Raw genomic sequence first — 14,863 nt, 5'->3', positions numbered from 1 at the left:
GTCAGACGGCCAGGAACCGGCCCAGTTGCGGCGCGGCCTCACCGGGATGCTTCGCCTGCATGCCCTCGCCGATGGCCTGCAGCTTCCATTCGCTGCCCTGGCGGTAGACCTTCGCCATGACCATGCCCGTGAACGGCATGCCGCCCTGCAGCGTGTAGCGGGCCAGCTCGGTGTCGATCGTGCCGTCGACGAGACGGCAGAACGCGTTCTGCACCTGCTCGAAGGTGTGGCCCTTGTAGGAGGTCACGATGAACATCACCGTCGTGACATGGGCGGGGACCCGCGTGAGGTCGACGAGCATCACCTCGTCGTCGCCCTCACCGGCACCGGTGAGGTTGTCGCCCTGGTGCTGGACCGAGCCGTCCTTCGACTGCAGCTGGCCGTAGTACACGACGTCGGCGATCTGGTTGTCGGCGAACATCACGGCCGAGGCGTCGAGGTCGATGTCGGCGGAACGGTTGCCGAACAGGCCACGCTTCTCCACTGGATCCCAGCCGAGCCCCATGCGCACGAAGGTCAGCGCGACGCCGCCGTCCTTGCGGAGGGTGACCTTCTGGCCCTTCACCAGGCTTACCGGGCGGTTCTTCGTGAGGCTGACCTCCGCAGGCTGTGCCGGAGGTGTCTGCTGTGCCGGAGGCGGTGTCTGCTGCACGGGCGGGGCCGGAGCGGGCGTGGGAGCGACGGGCTGAGGCGCGGCAGCAGGCTGGGCGGGTGCGTCGTCGACGCTGACCCCGTGATCGGTCACCAACGCCGCGAAACCGCCCGCATATCCCTGGCCCACGGCGCGGACCTTCCACGCGCCCTGGCGCCGGTACAACTCCAGCGCGATCACGATGGACTCGGTGCTCAGTCCGTCGATCCGATACTCGTACAACACCGTTCCCGCACTGTCGGACACGCGCGCGGTGGGCGGTGCGAACCGGCCGAAGCTACTCGACGCGTCGTCGAGGGTGATCACGGCGCGCACCTGATCGATGTCGGCGGGAACCTGCGCGAGCGACACGGCGAGCGAGGCCGCCTGCCCGGGCGCGCCGGATACGAGACGCACACCCGGCCCGGTGGGCTGGTTGAAGAACACGAAGTCGGCGTCGGAGCGCACCTTGCCGTCGGCCTTGACGAGCAGTGCGGACAGATCGGCGGGCGTGGTCAGCTCGAGCGAGACGACGACGTCGGACGCGGTGAGCGGTCCGTTCTGACCCTTGGAGAGCGGAGTCGGCAAGAGATGTGTCCTCACTGTGTCGGTGACCGGGCACCTTCTACTCTACGAAGTGACCGGAAGACGAGCGGATCGGGCGAACCAGGCGAGGATCTCCTCCCCGGCAGTGACGCCCGTGGCGTCGGTCACCGAGACGGTCGGGTGGCGCCAGTCCATCAGTTCGAGTTCGCCGTGGCGAGGCCGGATCGCGGCGTCGGCGGCCTTCAGCATCTCCGCATCGAGCGCACCGTCACCCGCGGCGAAGACCGGGGCGTCGTAGGTAAGCACCCCGCGGTCTCGGAGCCGGCGGTGCACCTCTGCCACCGCGCGGCTCTTGCACACGCTGTTCGGCATCGTGTAGATCTTCCGGCCCTGCTGCGACGCGTTCCAGCCGCGCGTCGAACACCACTCGTGCCAGTCGTCGAGAAATCCCGCCGGTTGCGCTGCGACGTCGACGACGAGGTAGCAGAACAACTCGTCGGCGATGCGGAACTTCGACACCCAGTCCTCGGAGATTCGGCGGCGCAGTTCGGTCGTCATCTCGTCGAGGCTCGCACCCCCCGCGCGTACCGCTGCTTCCACGGTCCTGCGCCAGTGCGGGTCGAGATGCCCGTCCTCGAGGATCGACCCACCGTTGCTCGCGATTGCATAACGCCACGGACCGCCGGGGAGGTCGATGCGGCGGAACTGTTCGGGTGTGCGCGTGGTCGTCGGCACCATCGCGACCTCGCCGGCGAGCGTCCGAAGCTGTTGCGCAGCAATGTCGGTGACGTACGACAGCGGCGCGCTCTCGTAGTGCTCGACACAGAGTAGATCTTGCGTGTCGAACTGGTCGCCGGTCATCGCGGCGCGCGAATAGATGAGGGTGCGGTCGAGATCGGTGGCGACCAGTGCGGTCGCAGTGCTGGTCACGGCAGGTCCTTGATCAGTCCCATGCAGGAGTAGGCCAGGTCGGGAACCTCCTCGACGGGAACGTCGCGAGCGGCCGCGAGCATCCGGATATGGGCGTGCTCGTCGGCGGTGATGTCGCGCACCAGAACCTTCCAGGGAACGCGGCGCAACAGCACGCGGGTGGTCTCTCCGACACCGGGTTTGACGAAGTTGACGCTCGAGATGCCGTACTGCGCCCGTACCCGCTCGACGGACTCCCAGCCGGCCCAGGTGGGGGTGCGGTCGGATTCGAGCACTGCCTGCGCGGCCGATGCGACGTCGCCGCACGTGTCGAACTCCGCGGCGACGGCGTCCAGCAGATGATTCGACACGTCGTCCGCGGCCAACTCGGCGTAGAACTTGGCGCCGTGGAACTCCCCGGGGCCGATCAGGCTGTCGTTGAGGACCGTTCGTGAGACCAGTCCGGAGACGGTGGAGTTCAGGCAGGCGGAGGCGATGAGAAAGTCGTCGCGCGTGCCGTAGGTGCGGACGCAGTGGCCGGGGTCGGCGAGTACCGCGAGATCGTCGGACAGGACGGGACCGCCTCGCGCGGTGTATTCGGCGAGCGCAGCGGACAGTTCACGCGCGATCGCGCCTTTGCCCGTCCAGCCGTCGACGAAGACGACCGACGCGGGAGCGTGCCGCGCGGTGATGTGGTCGAGAGCGGCGGAGTCGATGCCGCGACCCCGGACGATCGACACGGCGTAGTGCGGCAGCGTCAGACCGTGGTGGTGCAGCGCCCATCGACGGATCAGGATGCCGATCGGGGTGCCCGCCCGCGCGAGCGACACGAGGGTCAGGTCGGTTCCGCGTTCGGAGAGAAGCAGTTCGGTGACCGTGCCCACCGCGTGCGCCAACCGGCCCGCAGTGCCGGCCAGTGCCTTGTCGAACAGTTCGCGGTAGGCGGCGTCGGGTTGGTACTCGATCGGCAGGGACTCCGCGTAGTGCGCGAGACCCGCCTGGATCCGCGCCTCCCGTTCGGCGATGTCGCCCTCGAGGTCGGCGTGGGAGAGATCCTTGAGCAGCCACGTCACCTCGTCGGGCGCGTAGGAGCCGAACTCGGGTCCGGTCAGTGGCACGGTCATACGGTCTCCCTGTGGGTGCGCAGCACCGTCGGATCGGTGGCGGGCACGATCACGACGAGGACGTCCTCACCGGCAGCAGTGAGCACGTCGAGAACACCTCCCGGTGCGCGCAGGCGGTCGGTGTCGGCGGGCGAATCGATGACGAGGATCAGCTCGGCGCGGACTTCGGTGGACGTAGGCCACTGCGCGTTGTAGAGGAAGCGCGGCACCTCGTTCTCGAACTCGCTGTCGATGTGTTCGGGTGCGGTGAAACGGAATCCGCGGCGCAGCGGATATCCGTCGACGTCCATCACGTGGACGGGGGAGCGGGTCGTGGTCTGGAACAGTGCGGGAGTGCCGCGGTCGACGAGTGCCTCGGCGAGTCGCAGCGGCAGATACATCAATTCCTCGTGTCCGACGACGACGGCGGGTCGCCGGGCGTCGCGTACGTCCGCGATCGTGTCGGCGAGCGTCGACAGAGCCGCGTCGAAGGCCGCCGCGTCGGTGCGCAACATCCCGTGCCGCCCGCCGTCGGGCACATGGGACGGCCACGCCGCGTGGAGGAACCGGACGTCGCCGCGTTGCTCCCCCACCGGATTGAGGAGAGGGTCGGGTAACGCCGCGACCCGCGCGACGAGATCGTCGGGGACGACGGATCGTCCGGCGGCCAGGCTCACGTGCTCGATGCTCGTGCCGAGTTCCGCGGCGACCTCTGCCGTCCGGCGGCGATCCTGTTCCGACCGCATGTCGACGAGGGAGGCGAGGACGTAACGATTACGCGGATGATCGCGGTGCAGCGCGCGGATGGCGTCGAGGGCCGTTGCTCCCGTGGAGATCTCGTCGTCGACGAGCACGAGCGGCGCGGCGTTGGCGAACAGTGCGCCGGAGGTCGGCTGCAGCAGGTGGAAGGTCGCGTGCGAGTGCCCCTCCTCGAATCCGGTGAGCACCTCCGCTCCGGGAACCTGGCGTCGCGTCGAATGCAGACAGCATGCGGCGTCGAGGGCGTCGGCCACGCAGTGACCGAGACCCGTTGCGGTCTCGGCGAATCCCATGACGACGGCGTCGGATGCCGCATCGCCGAGGAGGTCGGTGACGAGCCGGCCGAGCCGGTCACCGGCGCCGCGCACCGCGGCCGGTTCGGTGGGGATGTGCTTGCCGAGAACCGTGGAGACGAGCAGGTGCGCACGTCGTGGATTGCGTCGCAGCCCGGGCCTGACGAGCTCGGGAACCGTGAAGCCACATGACGACTCCGCATGTTCGAGAGCGAAACCGAGCTCTGCGGTGGCCCAGGGGATGTCGAGAGTATCGGTCATCGGTCCACCAACGCCGTCAGCAGGTCGACGAAGGTGATCCCCTTGCGGGTGACACCGAACACCGACGCGCGCAACAGGGTCTGCTCGGCCCACGTACGGTGGGGTCGTCGTTCGTTCATCTTGTTCCCGTATCCCGAGGCCTGCACACCACCGGTGTCGCGATCGAGGATGTCGGTCGCATCGTGGAACTCCTCGTGGGTCACGGCCGACAGGGCATGCACCGCAGCGACATGCGACGGATGGATGACGGTCTTGCCCTGGATGCCGTTGGCGCGGTCGAGGGCGATCTCGCGCAGCAGACCGTCGAGGTCGCGGCTGACGAGCTGCTGACGGAACAGCACGGCATCCTGTTCCTCGAAGGGTGTCGAGCGCAGCATCGGTCGGAACATGCGTTCGTGGTCGGCAAAGTACTCCCAGACGGGCCCGGTGATGACGAAACCCGTTCCGTCGGTTCGCCCGAGGTGGTTGACGATGTCGGCGATCACGTCGACGACGACCCGGACGTCGTAGATCGTCAGGTCGCGGTCGCGCCGGATACCGAAGGTCGCGCACATGTCGGTCGCGCCGATCCGGACGGCGAGGATGCGGTGGCGATGTTCGGCGAGGATGCTCGAGATCGCACGCAATTCGCCGTCGCGGGTCTCGCGGTGGACGACCTCGGCCGACTCGATGACGGGCATCGCGTAGAGGTGACGGCCGAGGAGGTCCGACGCCGCGGCCACCGCCTCGAGGAAGACGGGGCCGGTGTGTGCGGTGAACTTGGGCACCACGAATCCGGTCAGCACGGCCTTGCCGGCGCCGAGCATAGACGCGATCCGCCCGACACCGTCGGCGGTGCGGACACGGACGAACAACATCATCGGCGTCGGTCCGCGTTCGGCGAGCGCATCGAGTGTCGCGACGGCGTTCTGCAGGCCCTGCTCGACCTCGTCGTCGGCGACGGCGTCCTCGAGGTCGAGCACCATCGACGTCACACCCTCGGCCGCACGTTTCGAGATGGTCGTGACGAGATCTCCGCGCGTCGCGGGTACGTAGAGCGTGGCGCCGAGAGCGGTCGCCAGGCGGTCGCGATCGTCGCTGTGCCCGAACGGCTCGGGACGGTGCAGGAACAACTCCTCCATCGTCGCGCCGTCGAGATGCCGAAAGTGCTGCATGGCGCGCACTTCGGTAAGCGTGGCCCCCCTCATGCGTTCTCGGTCCGTCCTCTCATCCGATCGACCACTCCTGCGATGAAGGTAGACACCGCATCCAAATCTCTGACGTAGGCCCAGTAGTCGGGGTGCACACCGGTGAGTGCGTCGACGGCCCTGTCGATCCGGCTCAACTGCGAGTCGAGAACGGAACCCCATTCTGCGGTGAGACCGCGTTGCACGGCCAGGTGTTGTGCGTCACGGAGGTGGAACCGTACCTCGTCGACCTTGGCCCCCGGATTCTGCCGGACGGAGCGCAGCGTGGCGAGTCGTGCGGTCACGGCGTCGACGAGTTCCTCGGCGCGTGACAGCTCGGCGCGGATCGCCGCGACCAGCTCGAGCGCTTCCTCGGGGCGGCCGTCCTTCGCCGCCGCCCGTGCGCGTCCGAGCTGGTCCTCGGCGCGAGCGAGCAGTTCTGCGGCCTGTTTCTCGTTCCCGGACAGGTCGGCGGAGCTGGCCGCATTGAACTCGCGCAACAGCGCGGAGAAGGCCGGGGCGAGACCTTCCGCACGGGTCCGGACCGCTCCGATCCTGGTGGTGACCGAGGCGAGGGTGCGAACGGCTTCGTCGCGGCGCCCCGGTGCTGCGGCGAGGGCGTCGAGCAGAGCAGTGGTCGCCTCTTCGACTCGGAGGGCCGCTGTGCGGGTCGCGCCCACGCTGTGCGTTGCATCGAGGCTGTTCAGGGCCTTCTCGAGCGTTTCGGTGGCGGATCGGACCGACGGATAGTTCGCAAAGGAAGCAAAATCCGGGGTCTGCGTCGCGGCGAGGGTGTTGCGCGCTTCGGTACGCATCCGGTGTGCCAGCTCGGGCACCGTGTTCGCCACGGTCGTCATGTGCTCGAGGTGTCCCCGGTTGTTTCCGAAGAATTCATCAAGTGTTCGTGTTGCTTCGGTTATCTGCCGCAGTGCCTGCTCGTAGGCCGGAGCAGGTGCGAGCGGTTGTTCCGGATCCGTCACTGCCAGTTGAAGATACGTCTCACCGGCGCGATAACACGCCTGACGGATGGGATCCCACTGACGGAGCAGGTGCCGTTCGGGTTCGAGCTCGTAGGACGCGGCCACACCGGCCTCGATGACGGACTGGCGCTTGTCCATGTCGAGGAACGCCGCGACCATCGCATCGTGTGCACGACGAGCCGCGGGATCTTCCGTGTTTCCCCCGCCGAACAGGCGGCGCGTCCATCGGCTCGCCACAGAACCGAATGGTACTGGGCGCACGTCCACCGGGCCGATCTGTCACCTTTCCGCCGGTCGGAACTGTGGTTCGTGCGGGTCACGAAGTGAGGCGCGGGACCGGGCATAGTGGATATGGGCGTACCCCACGGCAACAACTAGTGTGGGGAGAAACGCACACCGGGCGTGCCCTATACCGGTACGTCGACCGTTGGAACGATCGAAAGGACCCCGCATGGGCGTCAGCTTGACCAAGGGCGGAAACGTCTCCCTCACCAAGGAAGCTCCGAACCTGACGGCAGTGGCCGTCGGCCTGGGCTGGGACGTTCGCACCACCACCGGCACCGACTTCGACCTCGATGCCAGTGCCATCGCTACCGGGGCCGACAAGAAGGTCGTCTCCGACCAGCACTTCGTCTTCTTCAACAACCTCAAGTCGCCCGACGGTGCCATCGAGCACGCCGGTGACAACCGCACGGGTGAGGGCGAAGGCGACGACGAGGTCATCAACGTCGACCTCGCCGCTACCCCGGCGAACATCGAGAGCATCTTCTTCCCGGTCTCGATCTACGATGCCGATTCCCGCAGCCAGTCGTTCGGCCAGGTCCGCAACGCTTACATCCGCGTCGTCGACCGCGCGAACGGCAACGAACTCGCTCGTTACGACCTGTCCGAGGACGCCTCGACCGAGACCGCCATGGTCTTCGGCGAGCTGTACCGCAACGGTGCGGAGTGGAAGTTCCGCGCCATCGGCCAGGGCTACGCGTCCGGTCTCGCGGGTATCGCCCGCGACTACGGCGTCAACGTCTAGTTCGTTTCTTCCGGGTTCCGGCTTCGGTCGCAGTACCGAAGCCGGAGCCGACGTGCAGTAACCACCCTGCAACGCCCTGATTCCGATTAGAAAGGCCACGCTTCGTGGTTCTGCGAATATTCGGTGCATCCTTCGCGGTCACCGTCGTCTCCCTCGTGGTCGCCTTCCTCTACGGCGGCCCGCAGGCTCTGTTCCTCTGCGTGATCCTCGGCATCCTCGAGGTCTCGCTGTCGTTCGACAACGCGGTCATCAACGCGACCGTGCTGCGGCGGATGAGCGAGTTCTGGCAGAAGATCTTCCTCACCGTCGGCATCCTCATCGCCGTCTTCGGTATGCGTCTGGTGTTCCCCCTCGCGATCGTGTGGGTGGCGTCCGGACTCGGCCCCATCGCGGCACTCGACCTCGCGTTGAATCCGCCGCCGGACGGAGCCGCCTACTTCCCGGACGGCAGCCCCAGCTACGAGACCCTGATCACCGATGCGCATCCGCAGATCGCGGCGTTCGGCGGCATGTTCCTGCTGATGCTCTTCCTGCACTTCATCCTCGAAGATCGCGAGATCAAGTGGCTCGAATGGCTCGAGCGTCCCCTCGCGAAGGCCGGCAAGCTCGAGCAGCTCGAGGTCGTCGTCGCCACCGCGCTGCTGCTCATCACGGCCACCGTGATCGCACCCGAGGACAAGGTCTCGACCGTCATGATCGCCGGCGCGCTCGGCATGATCACCTACATCGCGGTCAACGGACTCGGCGAGATGTTCCACATCCCCGAGGAAGGCGAAGAGCCCAGCGGCGGACCGAGCGGCCTCGCGAAGGCCACCGGTAAGGCCGGCTTCTTCCTGTTCCTCTACCTCGAGGTGCTCGACGCGTCGTTCTCGTTCGACGGTGTCATCGGAGCCTTCGCCATCACGTCCGACCCGATCATCATCGCCCTGGGCCTCGGCTTCATCGGCGCGATGTTCGTCCGCTCGATCACCATCTTCCTGGTGCGCAAGGGCACGCTGTCCGACTACGTGTACCTCGAGCACGGTGCTCACTGGGCCATCGGTGCGCTGGCACTGATCCTGCTGTACTCGATCGGCACCCACGTGCCGGAGGTCATCACCGGCCTCGTCGGTGTCGCCCTGATCGGTGCGGCATTCGCCTCGAGCATCTACCGCAACCGCAAGATCGCGGCGAGAGAAGGCGAAGATGCTGTGAAGACCAGCATCCCCTGATCCTCGACAGTTCGAACCACATGCCGATGGGAGCCCTCGATCCGACATCTCGGATCGGGGGCTCCCATCGCTTTTCCGTACCCCGTGCGCATCCGCGCAGCACTCCGACGAAAGGCTCGACATGGCCATCGACTACAACAAGAAGCCCGAACAGAACGCAGGCGGCGTCAACCTGAGCAAGATCAACCTCACCAAGGAATCCCCGACCGTGAGCCTGTCGAAGGCCGGGTCCGGGCAGGGCGTCACGCGGGTGAACCTCAACTGGTCGCGCGGTGAGCAGAAGAAGGGCTTCCTCGCGAAGCTCACGGGCGCGAGCGGCGGCGTGGACCTCGACCTCGGCTGCCTGTTCGAACTCGCCGATGGTTCCAAGGGAGTCATTCAGGCGCTCGGGAACAGCTTCGGCGCGCTGAACACCCCGCCGTACATCCACCTCGACGGCGACGACCGCACCGGCTCGAACACCGGCGGCGAGAACATGCACGTCAACCTCGAGCGCCCCGAACTGTTCAAGCGTGTGCTGATCTTCGCGATGATCTACGAAGGAGCGCCGAACTGGGCTGCCGTGGACGGCGTCGTGACGCTGACCCCGCCGTCGGGTCCGCAGATCGAGGTGCGCCTGGACTCGCCGAACAACGGCGCGCGCATCTGCGCGATCGCGATGCTGCAGAACACCGGGCAGGGCATCACCGTCGAGCGTCTCGTGCAGTACATCGACGGCAGCCAGTCCGACCTCGACCGCGCGTTCGGGTGGGGCATGCAGTGGCAGGCGGGGCGTAAGTAGCCCCTAGTGCGAAATTCTTTCCGGCCTGGTGGGCCGGTCACGGGAGATCCCGCCGGCGCATGTCGGCGGGATCTCGGTGGTTCCAGGGGTGCAAGCAGGTCAGCGTCGTCGGAGAGCGAGGACCGGAATGGTGCGTTTCCCGCGCGTCTTCTCCTCGACCTCTGCTCGACCGGTCTTGCGGCCACGATGATGCACGAGCGCCATGGGCGCACCCTCGAAGTTGCCGCCGACCCGGCCTCCGTTGGCCCGGAACTCGGCGATCACCTGCGCATTCCAGTCGTCGGACGAACTCATGGGAGAAATCCTCCTGGCTACTGCAGTCGGCTACGAACCACCGTAATCATGTAGAGGACCACGGGGTCCGGAACGAGGAATCACGAGCGGTCGGTGGTCGCCGCCAAGGATCCCAATAGCCGAAGTTTGTCGTCACTGGGCGAGCCGGCAGAGGCCCGGTACACGATCAACTGATGTCCAGGTGCGCTGCGAACGTCGAATGCGTTGTATTCGAGGACGAGATCGCCGACGGCAGGATGCCGGAACTCCTTGGCCTCGTGCTTTTTGCCCCGCACATCGTGCCGATTCCACAGTTCGCGGAACTCCGCGCTCGCATCGTGCACCTCGAGAACGAGGGCACGAACGTCGTCGACCGAGCCGGTGTGGCCCAGAGCGAGCCGGAGATTCGCGACGCACGACGTCGTGGCGCGCTCCCAATCGGTGAAGAAGCGGCGCCCGAAGGGATCGAGGAAGGTCATGCGCACGAGATTGTCGATGCGCTCGAAGCCGCTGTAGAGCGCACCGGCGAGCTCGTTGTACGCGAGAACATCCAACCGGCGGTCGATGATGAGCGCGGGTGTGTGCGACCAGGATGAGAGAAGCTCCCGCAGTGAATCGTCCACGGTCTTCCGCACCGGAGTGGGCGGTGTCGGAGCCAGTCCGGCGAGACGGAACAGGTGCTCGCGCAGGTCGGTGTCGAGAGCCAGTGCGCCGGCGAGGGCGTTGAGAACCGCCGGAGACGGGTTCCGTTCGCGACCCTGTTCGAGTCGCGTGTAGTAGTCGACGCTGACACCGGCGAGCATGGCAACTTCCTCGCGACGCAGACCGGAGACCCGCCGCCCCGACTGCGCCGTGATACCGACATCCCACGGCTGCACGTGTCCGCGTCGCGCCTTGAGGAAGGTTCCGAGTTCGGTGGAGACCATGAGACGACGCTAGCTCCCCGGATGCGGTACAGACAGGCCCTGGTGCACCCAGGCACACACCGGCCTGTTCCGGCCGCCCATCCGCCCCGACAGTGGAACTCGCCGGATCTCCCGGCACCCCGATCCTCATCTGGAGTACACATGACCATCCCCTTCACTCCCGAATTGTTCGAACTCATCCGCGAGAACGCCGGCGGGCATCGTCCGCTCCTGTTCGGCAATGCCCGGATCATCACCGGCGACGCCCTGATCGGCGATTTCGACCGCGGCGACGTCCTGCTCGGTGGCGCTCGTGTGGTCGGTATCGGCCCCGGCCTGTTGACCGCTGCCGACGACGACGGTGCCATCGTCATCGATTGCGCCGGGTGCGTCATCGTGCCCGCAATCGTCGACGTCATCCGGCTCCGTGGATTGCGTCCGACTTCCTTCCGGTCACCATCCGCGCTTGCACCCGGCAATCCGGCAACCTTCGCAATCCTGCCCGTTTCTCGCGACGACTCGGAAACAGATGTGCTGCAACGATTCATCGATGATGCCGACGCCGCGCACACGGTCGTCGTCGACGGTGAGATAACCCTCTGGGGCGGTCGATCGGTCCACGCCGACGACCCGACGGAGACCCCGACCGCCACGGACATGGCATCGGACCGTCATCTCGGAACTTGGATCGACGAAACGGATTTCGTGCACCAGCACCTGACCGCGGACGGTCGCTACGACGAGACCCGCGGTGGACGCCCGCATGCATATCAGGGCTCCTATCGGATCACCGGCGACCGCATCGACTACCGCGACGACCTCGGATTCTGGGCCTTCGGCGAATTCGTCGACGGCACCCTGCAGCACGCCGGTTACACCTTCCGCCGCGCCTGACACTCATCGGAAAGCCACCACAATGAAGACAACTCTCGCCGATTTCACCGCGGCCCACGACAGCGACCGTCCGATCCTGCTGACCGGTGGCGCCGTCGTCACCATGGACCCCTCGATCCCGGACCTCGACGCCGGCGACGTCCTGCTCGTCGGCCCGCAGATCATCGCGATCGGCGCCGACCTACGCTCCGATCCCGGGCGCGGTGCCGCAGCAGCCTCGGCACTCGTGGTCGACACCCGCGGTGCGATCGTCGGCCCCGGTTTCGTCGACACCCACCGTCACGCCTGGGAAGCGCAACTGCGCCGGAGCATTCCCGACGTTTCCGACCTCGGCGAATATGTCATGTCGACCCTGGCCGGCGTCGCCCCGAACTACGCACCGGAGGACATGTACATCGGTACCCGTCTCGCCGCGCTGACCGCGCTCGACTCGGGCATCACCACCATGCTCGACTTCTCGCACAACTCCCGCACTTCCGCGCACTCCGATGCTGCACTGAATGCGCTCATCGACACCGGAATTCGGGGCATGCATGCCTCGATGGGTCCTCACTTCGGTGAGTGGGATCGTCAATGACCCAAGGATATGAACCGGTTGGTGAGCGACTTCCACGGCGCCGCAGACGGTCTCGTCACGGTGCGGCTGGCCGCCCTGGCGACCGACGAGATCGCCGGACCTGCGATCGCCTACGGGCCCGAACTCGCTGCTTTCGCACGTGATCTCGGTGTGTGGACGAGCATCGACGCGGTTTTCGGGATACCGTCGTCGGAGGCGATCCTGCGCTGGGCACGGATGGGGATCCTCGATCCGACCCGCACCTTGATCCACGCGACCGGCCTGACCCCCGAGGCGTGGACGGCGATGGGGGATGCCGGTGTCACGGTTTCCCTCGCCCCGACCTCCGACGCCCAGATCGGCCTCGAATCGGCGGTGCCCGCTGTGGACGAGGCTCTCGCCGTCGGGATCCGGCCGGGTCTGAGCATCGACGTGGAGGTCGCGCTCGCGAGCGACATGTTCACCCAGATGCGGACCCTGCCTGCCATCCAACGCATGCGCGCCACCAATGCTGCATACGGAACGGAGGAGACCCGCAACCGGATCACCACCCGCGACGTCCTCGACTTCGCCACCCTGCGAGGCGCGCAGGCCAACGCGCTCGGGCACGTCACCGGTTCGCTGACACCGGGCAAGGAGGCCGACCTGCTCATCGTCCGCGCCGACGACATCAACAACATGCCGCTCAACGACGCCGTCGGCACCCTCGTGCTCGGCTCCGACGCACGCAACATCGACACCGTCCTCGTCGCCGGCAACCCGCGCAAGTGGGCGGGTTCGCTGGTCGACGAGGACATCGACGCCCTACGCGAGGCCGTGATCCGTTCCCGCAACGCCATCATCGGGCGGGTGGCGGCGACACTGTGACGACCTCCAGGGAAGTGAAGGACATGAAACAAGCCGAGCACCCGTTCGTCGGACTGTGGGCGACCGCCGACGGTAACATCCGCCAGCGTCTCCTGCCGGAGGGGCGATACGTCGAGGCCCGCGGCAGCCGGGAAGCTGCCTACACCGGTGACTACCGGATCGAAGGAACGATGATCTACTACCGTGACGACGCCGGCTTTTCCGCCGACGGTGAGTTCCGCGACGACGTGCTGTACCACGCGGGAATGGTCATGTATCGGCACCTGAGAGCGCGGCAATAGGAGTGCCGATCCGGACGATGGTCATGCGGGCCGTTCGGTCGCAGTCAGGAGCTCGTGCAGCACGCCTTCCTGAAAAGTCCGTGCTTGCCGACCTGAAGGCGGAAGCTCACCGGAGCGTGCTGCGATGGACTGTTCGATCGCCTCGACCGGCTGGTAGCCGGTCCCGAGTAACCGTCGGCCGGCATCGATTTTGGACAGCCACTTCCCGTAGCGATGTCGAACCAGCGCGCGACAGGCTCCGAGGACCGCGTCGTCGGCTCCGGGTGCGGGCCGGTCATCGGCTGGGCCGGGCAGCGCCATCCACCAGCGCAGCGAGTCGACCAATAGGCTCTGTAGTTCCTCCGGTGCCAGCGCGGCGAATGTCTCCGGGGCCGGCGGTCCCGCCAACACCGGGCCGCTCTGGTGCAGGATGCTGCGGTCCAGTCCGTACCAGAACGTCCCGTCGGCTGCCGGGCGGTCTGTGGGCTGAAGTGTCTGCCGGAAGGCCATGTCCGGCCCGTCGTTCAACTCGAGCTCGAAGCCCGGTTCTCCGGTGCCCGACTGCGCCGTAGCCATGGTGTAGACCACCAGTTCCAGGCCACGGGCCGGACATGGCAGGGCGCTGTGCTGCAGCCGAGCGATCAACTCCCGCTTCATCGTTTCGCTCAGGGGGTCGCGGCAGAGCAGGGCGATGTCGATGTCGCTGCGGCCGGGATGGAAGGCGTTCAGGGCGAGCGACCCGGCCGCGTACGCCCCGACGAACTCCGCACCGAGCACCTCCCGGGCAGTGTCCACGACGGCTTCGAGGTATGGCTCTACATCGATATTCGGCACCACCCCATCATGCGCGGCACACCGTGCCGTGCACACGATGCATGCCTCTACGTAGTGAGGCGCACGATGCAGGCCACCCAAGTATGGTCACTGAGCTTTCCGGTCTCCTCCGTGATGGCCCACGTCCGCAGACCTGTGCAGGCCAGGTCGGAAGCGATGTGATCGATCCACGGCCCGTGCTCGACCTCACCACCGGTATGCAGACTCCATCGGCTCATTACCGCCATGGATCGTGGATTACCCCGGTAACCGTGGTTCGTGTCGACAGGCCGCGCGAGCATGCCACCGAAGCGCCTCGATCCGCAACCGAGAGGCGACCAAATTACTGGTTGACACAACAAGTTCTTGGTATCTGGCACAGTACATCGACAGTCTGATCTCGGTCGCACGCTTTGGTAAGGAATGACAGGGCACGTGTGCCGAAAACTATTGTGGGAAAATCGGTTTAATCATAAGGCTATGACTTGGTGTATCTGATGTGGCCCGATCGGTTCGGATGGGGCTGAAGGGGACTGCTGCACGGATAGGTGACATCTGAACTGTGGTGCCGTGAGGCACTGCTGGAAGGATGGACCCCGTGCCCAAGCCCTATCCGAAAGAGTTCCGC

Annotated in this window: 15 protein-coding genes and 1 pseudogene; 7 read left to right on the top strand and 9 right to left on the bottom strand. The window is 66.4% G+C overall.

Going from position 1 to position 14,863, the window contains the following annotated elements; genetic code table 11:
• Nucleotide 1: 1 nt before the first annotated feature.
• The 6 genes from ACQR3U_RS18605 to ACQR3U_RS18580 form a co-directional block, all read right to left on the bottom strand.
• Complete coding sequence (locus tag ACQR3U_RS18605; protein ID WP_230811141.1) at nt 2–1,219, bottom strand: TerD family protein; 1,218 nt, start codon at nt 1,217–1,219, stop codon at nt 2–4.
• Nucleotides 1,220–1,261: 42 nt separating this feature from the next.
• A complete protein-coding gene (locus tag ACQR3U_RS18600) occupies nt 1,262–2,038 on the bottom strand; it encodes an HAD family hydrolase (RefSeq protein WP_230811149.1) in 777 nt (258 codons plus the stop codon).
• Between the two features lie 65 nt (nt 2,039–2,103).
• Nucleotides 2,104–3,210: a cysteine protease StiP family protein gene (locus tag ACQR3U_RS18595; protein WP_006550714.1), complete on the bottom strand. Its 1,107-nt coding sequence runs from the start codon at nt 3,208–3,210 to the stop codon at nt 2,104–2,106.
• Nucleotides 3,207–4,502: a phosphoribosyltransferase family protein gene (locus ACQR3U_RS18590; RefSeq protein WP_230811142.1), complete on the bottom strand. Its 1,296-nt coding sequence runs from the start codon at nt 4,500–4,502 to the stop codon at nt 3,207–3,209. Before ACQR3U_RS18590 ends, ACQR3U_RS18595 begins: the two co-directional genes overlap by 4 nt.
• Nucleotides 4,499–5,656, bottom strand: a complete 1,158-nt coding sequence (locus ACQR3U_RS18585; protein WP_006550712.1) for an HpcH/HpaI aldolase/citrate lyase family protein — start codon at nt 5,654–5,656, stop codon at nt 4,499–4,501. The genes ACQR3U_RS18590 and ACQR3U_RS18585 overlap by 4 nt, the downstream gene beginning before the upstream one ends.
• Nucleotides 5,657–5,685: 29 nt before the next feature.
• The gene (locus tag ACQR3U_RS18580; protein ID WP_230811150.1) at nt 5,686–6,807 is read right to left on the bottom strand and encodes a hypothetical protein; all 1,122 of its coding nucleotides are present in this window, start codon (nt 6,805–6,807) and stop codon (nt 5,686–5,688) included.
• A gap of 292 nt (nt 6,808–7,099) precedes the next feature.
• On the opposite strand from ACQR3U_RS18580, the gene ACQR3U_RS18575 reads away from it, so the two are divergent.
• The 3 genes from ACQR3U_RS18575 to ACQR3U_RS18565 all read left to right on the top strand — a co-directional run bounded on the left by ACQR3U_RS18575 (nt 7,100) and on the right by ACQR3U_RS18565 (nt 9,667).
• A complete protein-coding gene (locus tag ACQR3U_RS18575; RefSeq protein ID WP_006550710.1) occupies nt 7,100–7,675 on the top strand; it encodes a TerD family protein in 576 nt (191 codons plus the stop codon).
• Between the two features lie 104 nt (nt 7,676–7,779).
• Entirely contained in the window at nt 7,780–8,886 is a 1,107-nt protein-coding gene (locus ACQR3U_RS18570; protein WP_033097514.1) for a DUF475 domain-containing protein, read from the top strand.
• Between the two features lie 121 nt (nt 8,887–9,007).
• Entirely contained in the window at nt 9,008–9,667 is a 660-nt protein-coding gene (locus ACQR3U_RS18565; protein ID WP_006550708.1) for a TerD family protein, read from the top strand.
• Between the two features lie 156 nt (nt 9,668–9,823).
• Here the strand turns inward: ACQR3U_RS18565 and ACQR3U_RS18560 are convergent.
• Nucleotides 9,824–9,961: pseudogene (locus tag ACQR3U_RS18560) on the bottom strand (nitroreductase/quinone reductase family protein); the annotation flags it as partial.
• 80 nt (nt 9,962–10,041) lie between these two features.
• Nucleotides 10,042–10,866, bottom strand: a complete 825-nt coding sequence (locus tag ACQR3U_RS18555) for a helix-turn-helix transcriptional regulator (protein ID WP_230811143.1) — start codon at nt 10,864–10,866, stop codon at nt 10,042–10,044.
• Between the two features lie 141 nt (nt 10,867–11,007).
• Here ACQR3U_RS18555 and ACQR3U_RS18550 point away from each other — a divergent pair, with 141 nt between their 5' ends.
• The 4 genes from ACQR3U_RS18550 to ACQR3U_RS18535 are packed head-to-tail and all read left to right on the top strand — an operon-like array spanning nt 11,008 to nt 13,443.
• The gene (locus ACQR3U_RS18550) at nt 11,008–11,739 is read left to right on the top strand and encodes an Atu4866 domain-containing protein (RefSeq protein ID WP_230811144.1); all 732 of its coding nucleotides are present in this window, start codon (nt 11,008–11,010) and stop codon (nt 11,737–11,739) included.
• A 22-nt stretch (nt 11,740–11,761) separates the two neighbouring features.
• Nucleotides 11,762–12,316: an amidohydrolase family protein gene (locus ACQR3U_RS18545; protein WP_230811145.1), complete on the top strand. Its 555-nt coding sequence runs from the start codon at nt 11,762–11,764 to the stop codon at nt 12,314–12,316.
• 21 nt (nt 12,317–12,337) lie between these two features.
• A complete protein-coding gene (locus tag ACQR3U_RS18540) occupies nt 12,338–13,162 on the top strand; it encodes an amidohydrolase family protein (protein ID WP_230811146.1) in 825 nt (274 codons plus the stop codon).
• A 23-nt stretch (nt 13,163–13,185) separates the two neighbouring features.
• Nucleotides 13,186–13,443: an Atu4866 domain-containing protein gene (locus ACQR3U_RS18535; protein WP_200359006.1), complete on the top strand. Its 258-nt coding sequence runs from the start codon at nt 13,186–13,188 to the stop codon at nt 13,441–13,443.
• Between the two features lie 21 nt (nt 13,444–13,464).
• Here ACQR3U_RS18535 and ACQR3U_RS18530 read toward each other — a convergent pair whose 3' ends face one another.
• Nucleotides 13,465–14,199, bottom strand: a complete 735-nt coding sequence (locus tag ACQR3U_RS18530; RefSeq protein WP_230811147.1) for a nucleotidyltransferase domain-containing protein — start codon at nt 14,197–14,199, stop codon at nt 13,465–13,467.
• Between the last annotated feature and the right edge of the window lie 664 nt (nt 14,200–14,863).

This window comes from Rhodococcus sp. IEGM1339, assembly GCF_050321925.1.
Lineage (GTDB): Bacteria > Actinomycetota > Actinomycetes > Mycobacteriales > Mycobacteriaceae > Rhodococcus > Rhodococcus pyridinivorans.
Note: the sequence above shows the minus strand (reverse complement) of the source record. Positions and strands in the feature narration are given on the sequence as shown.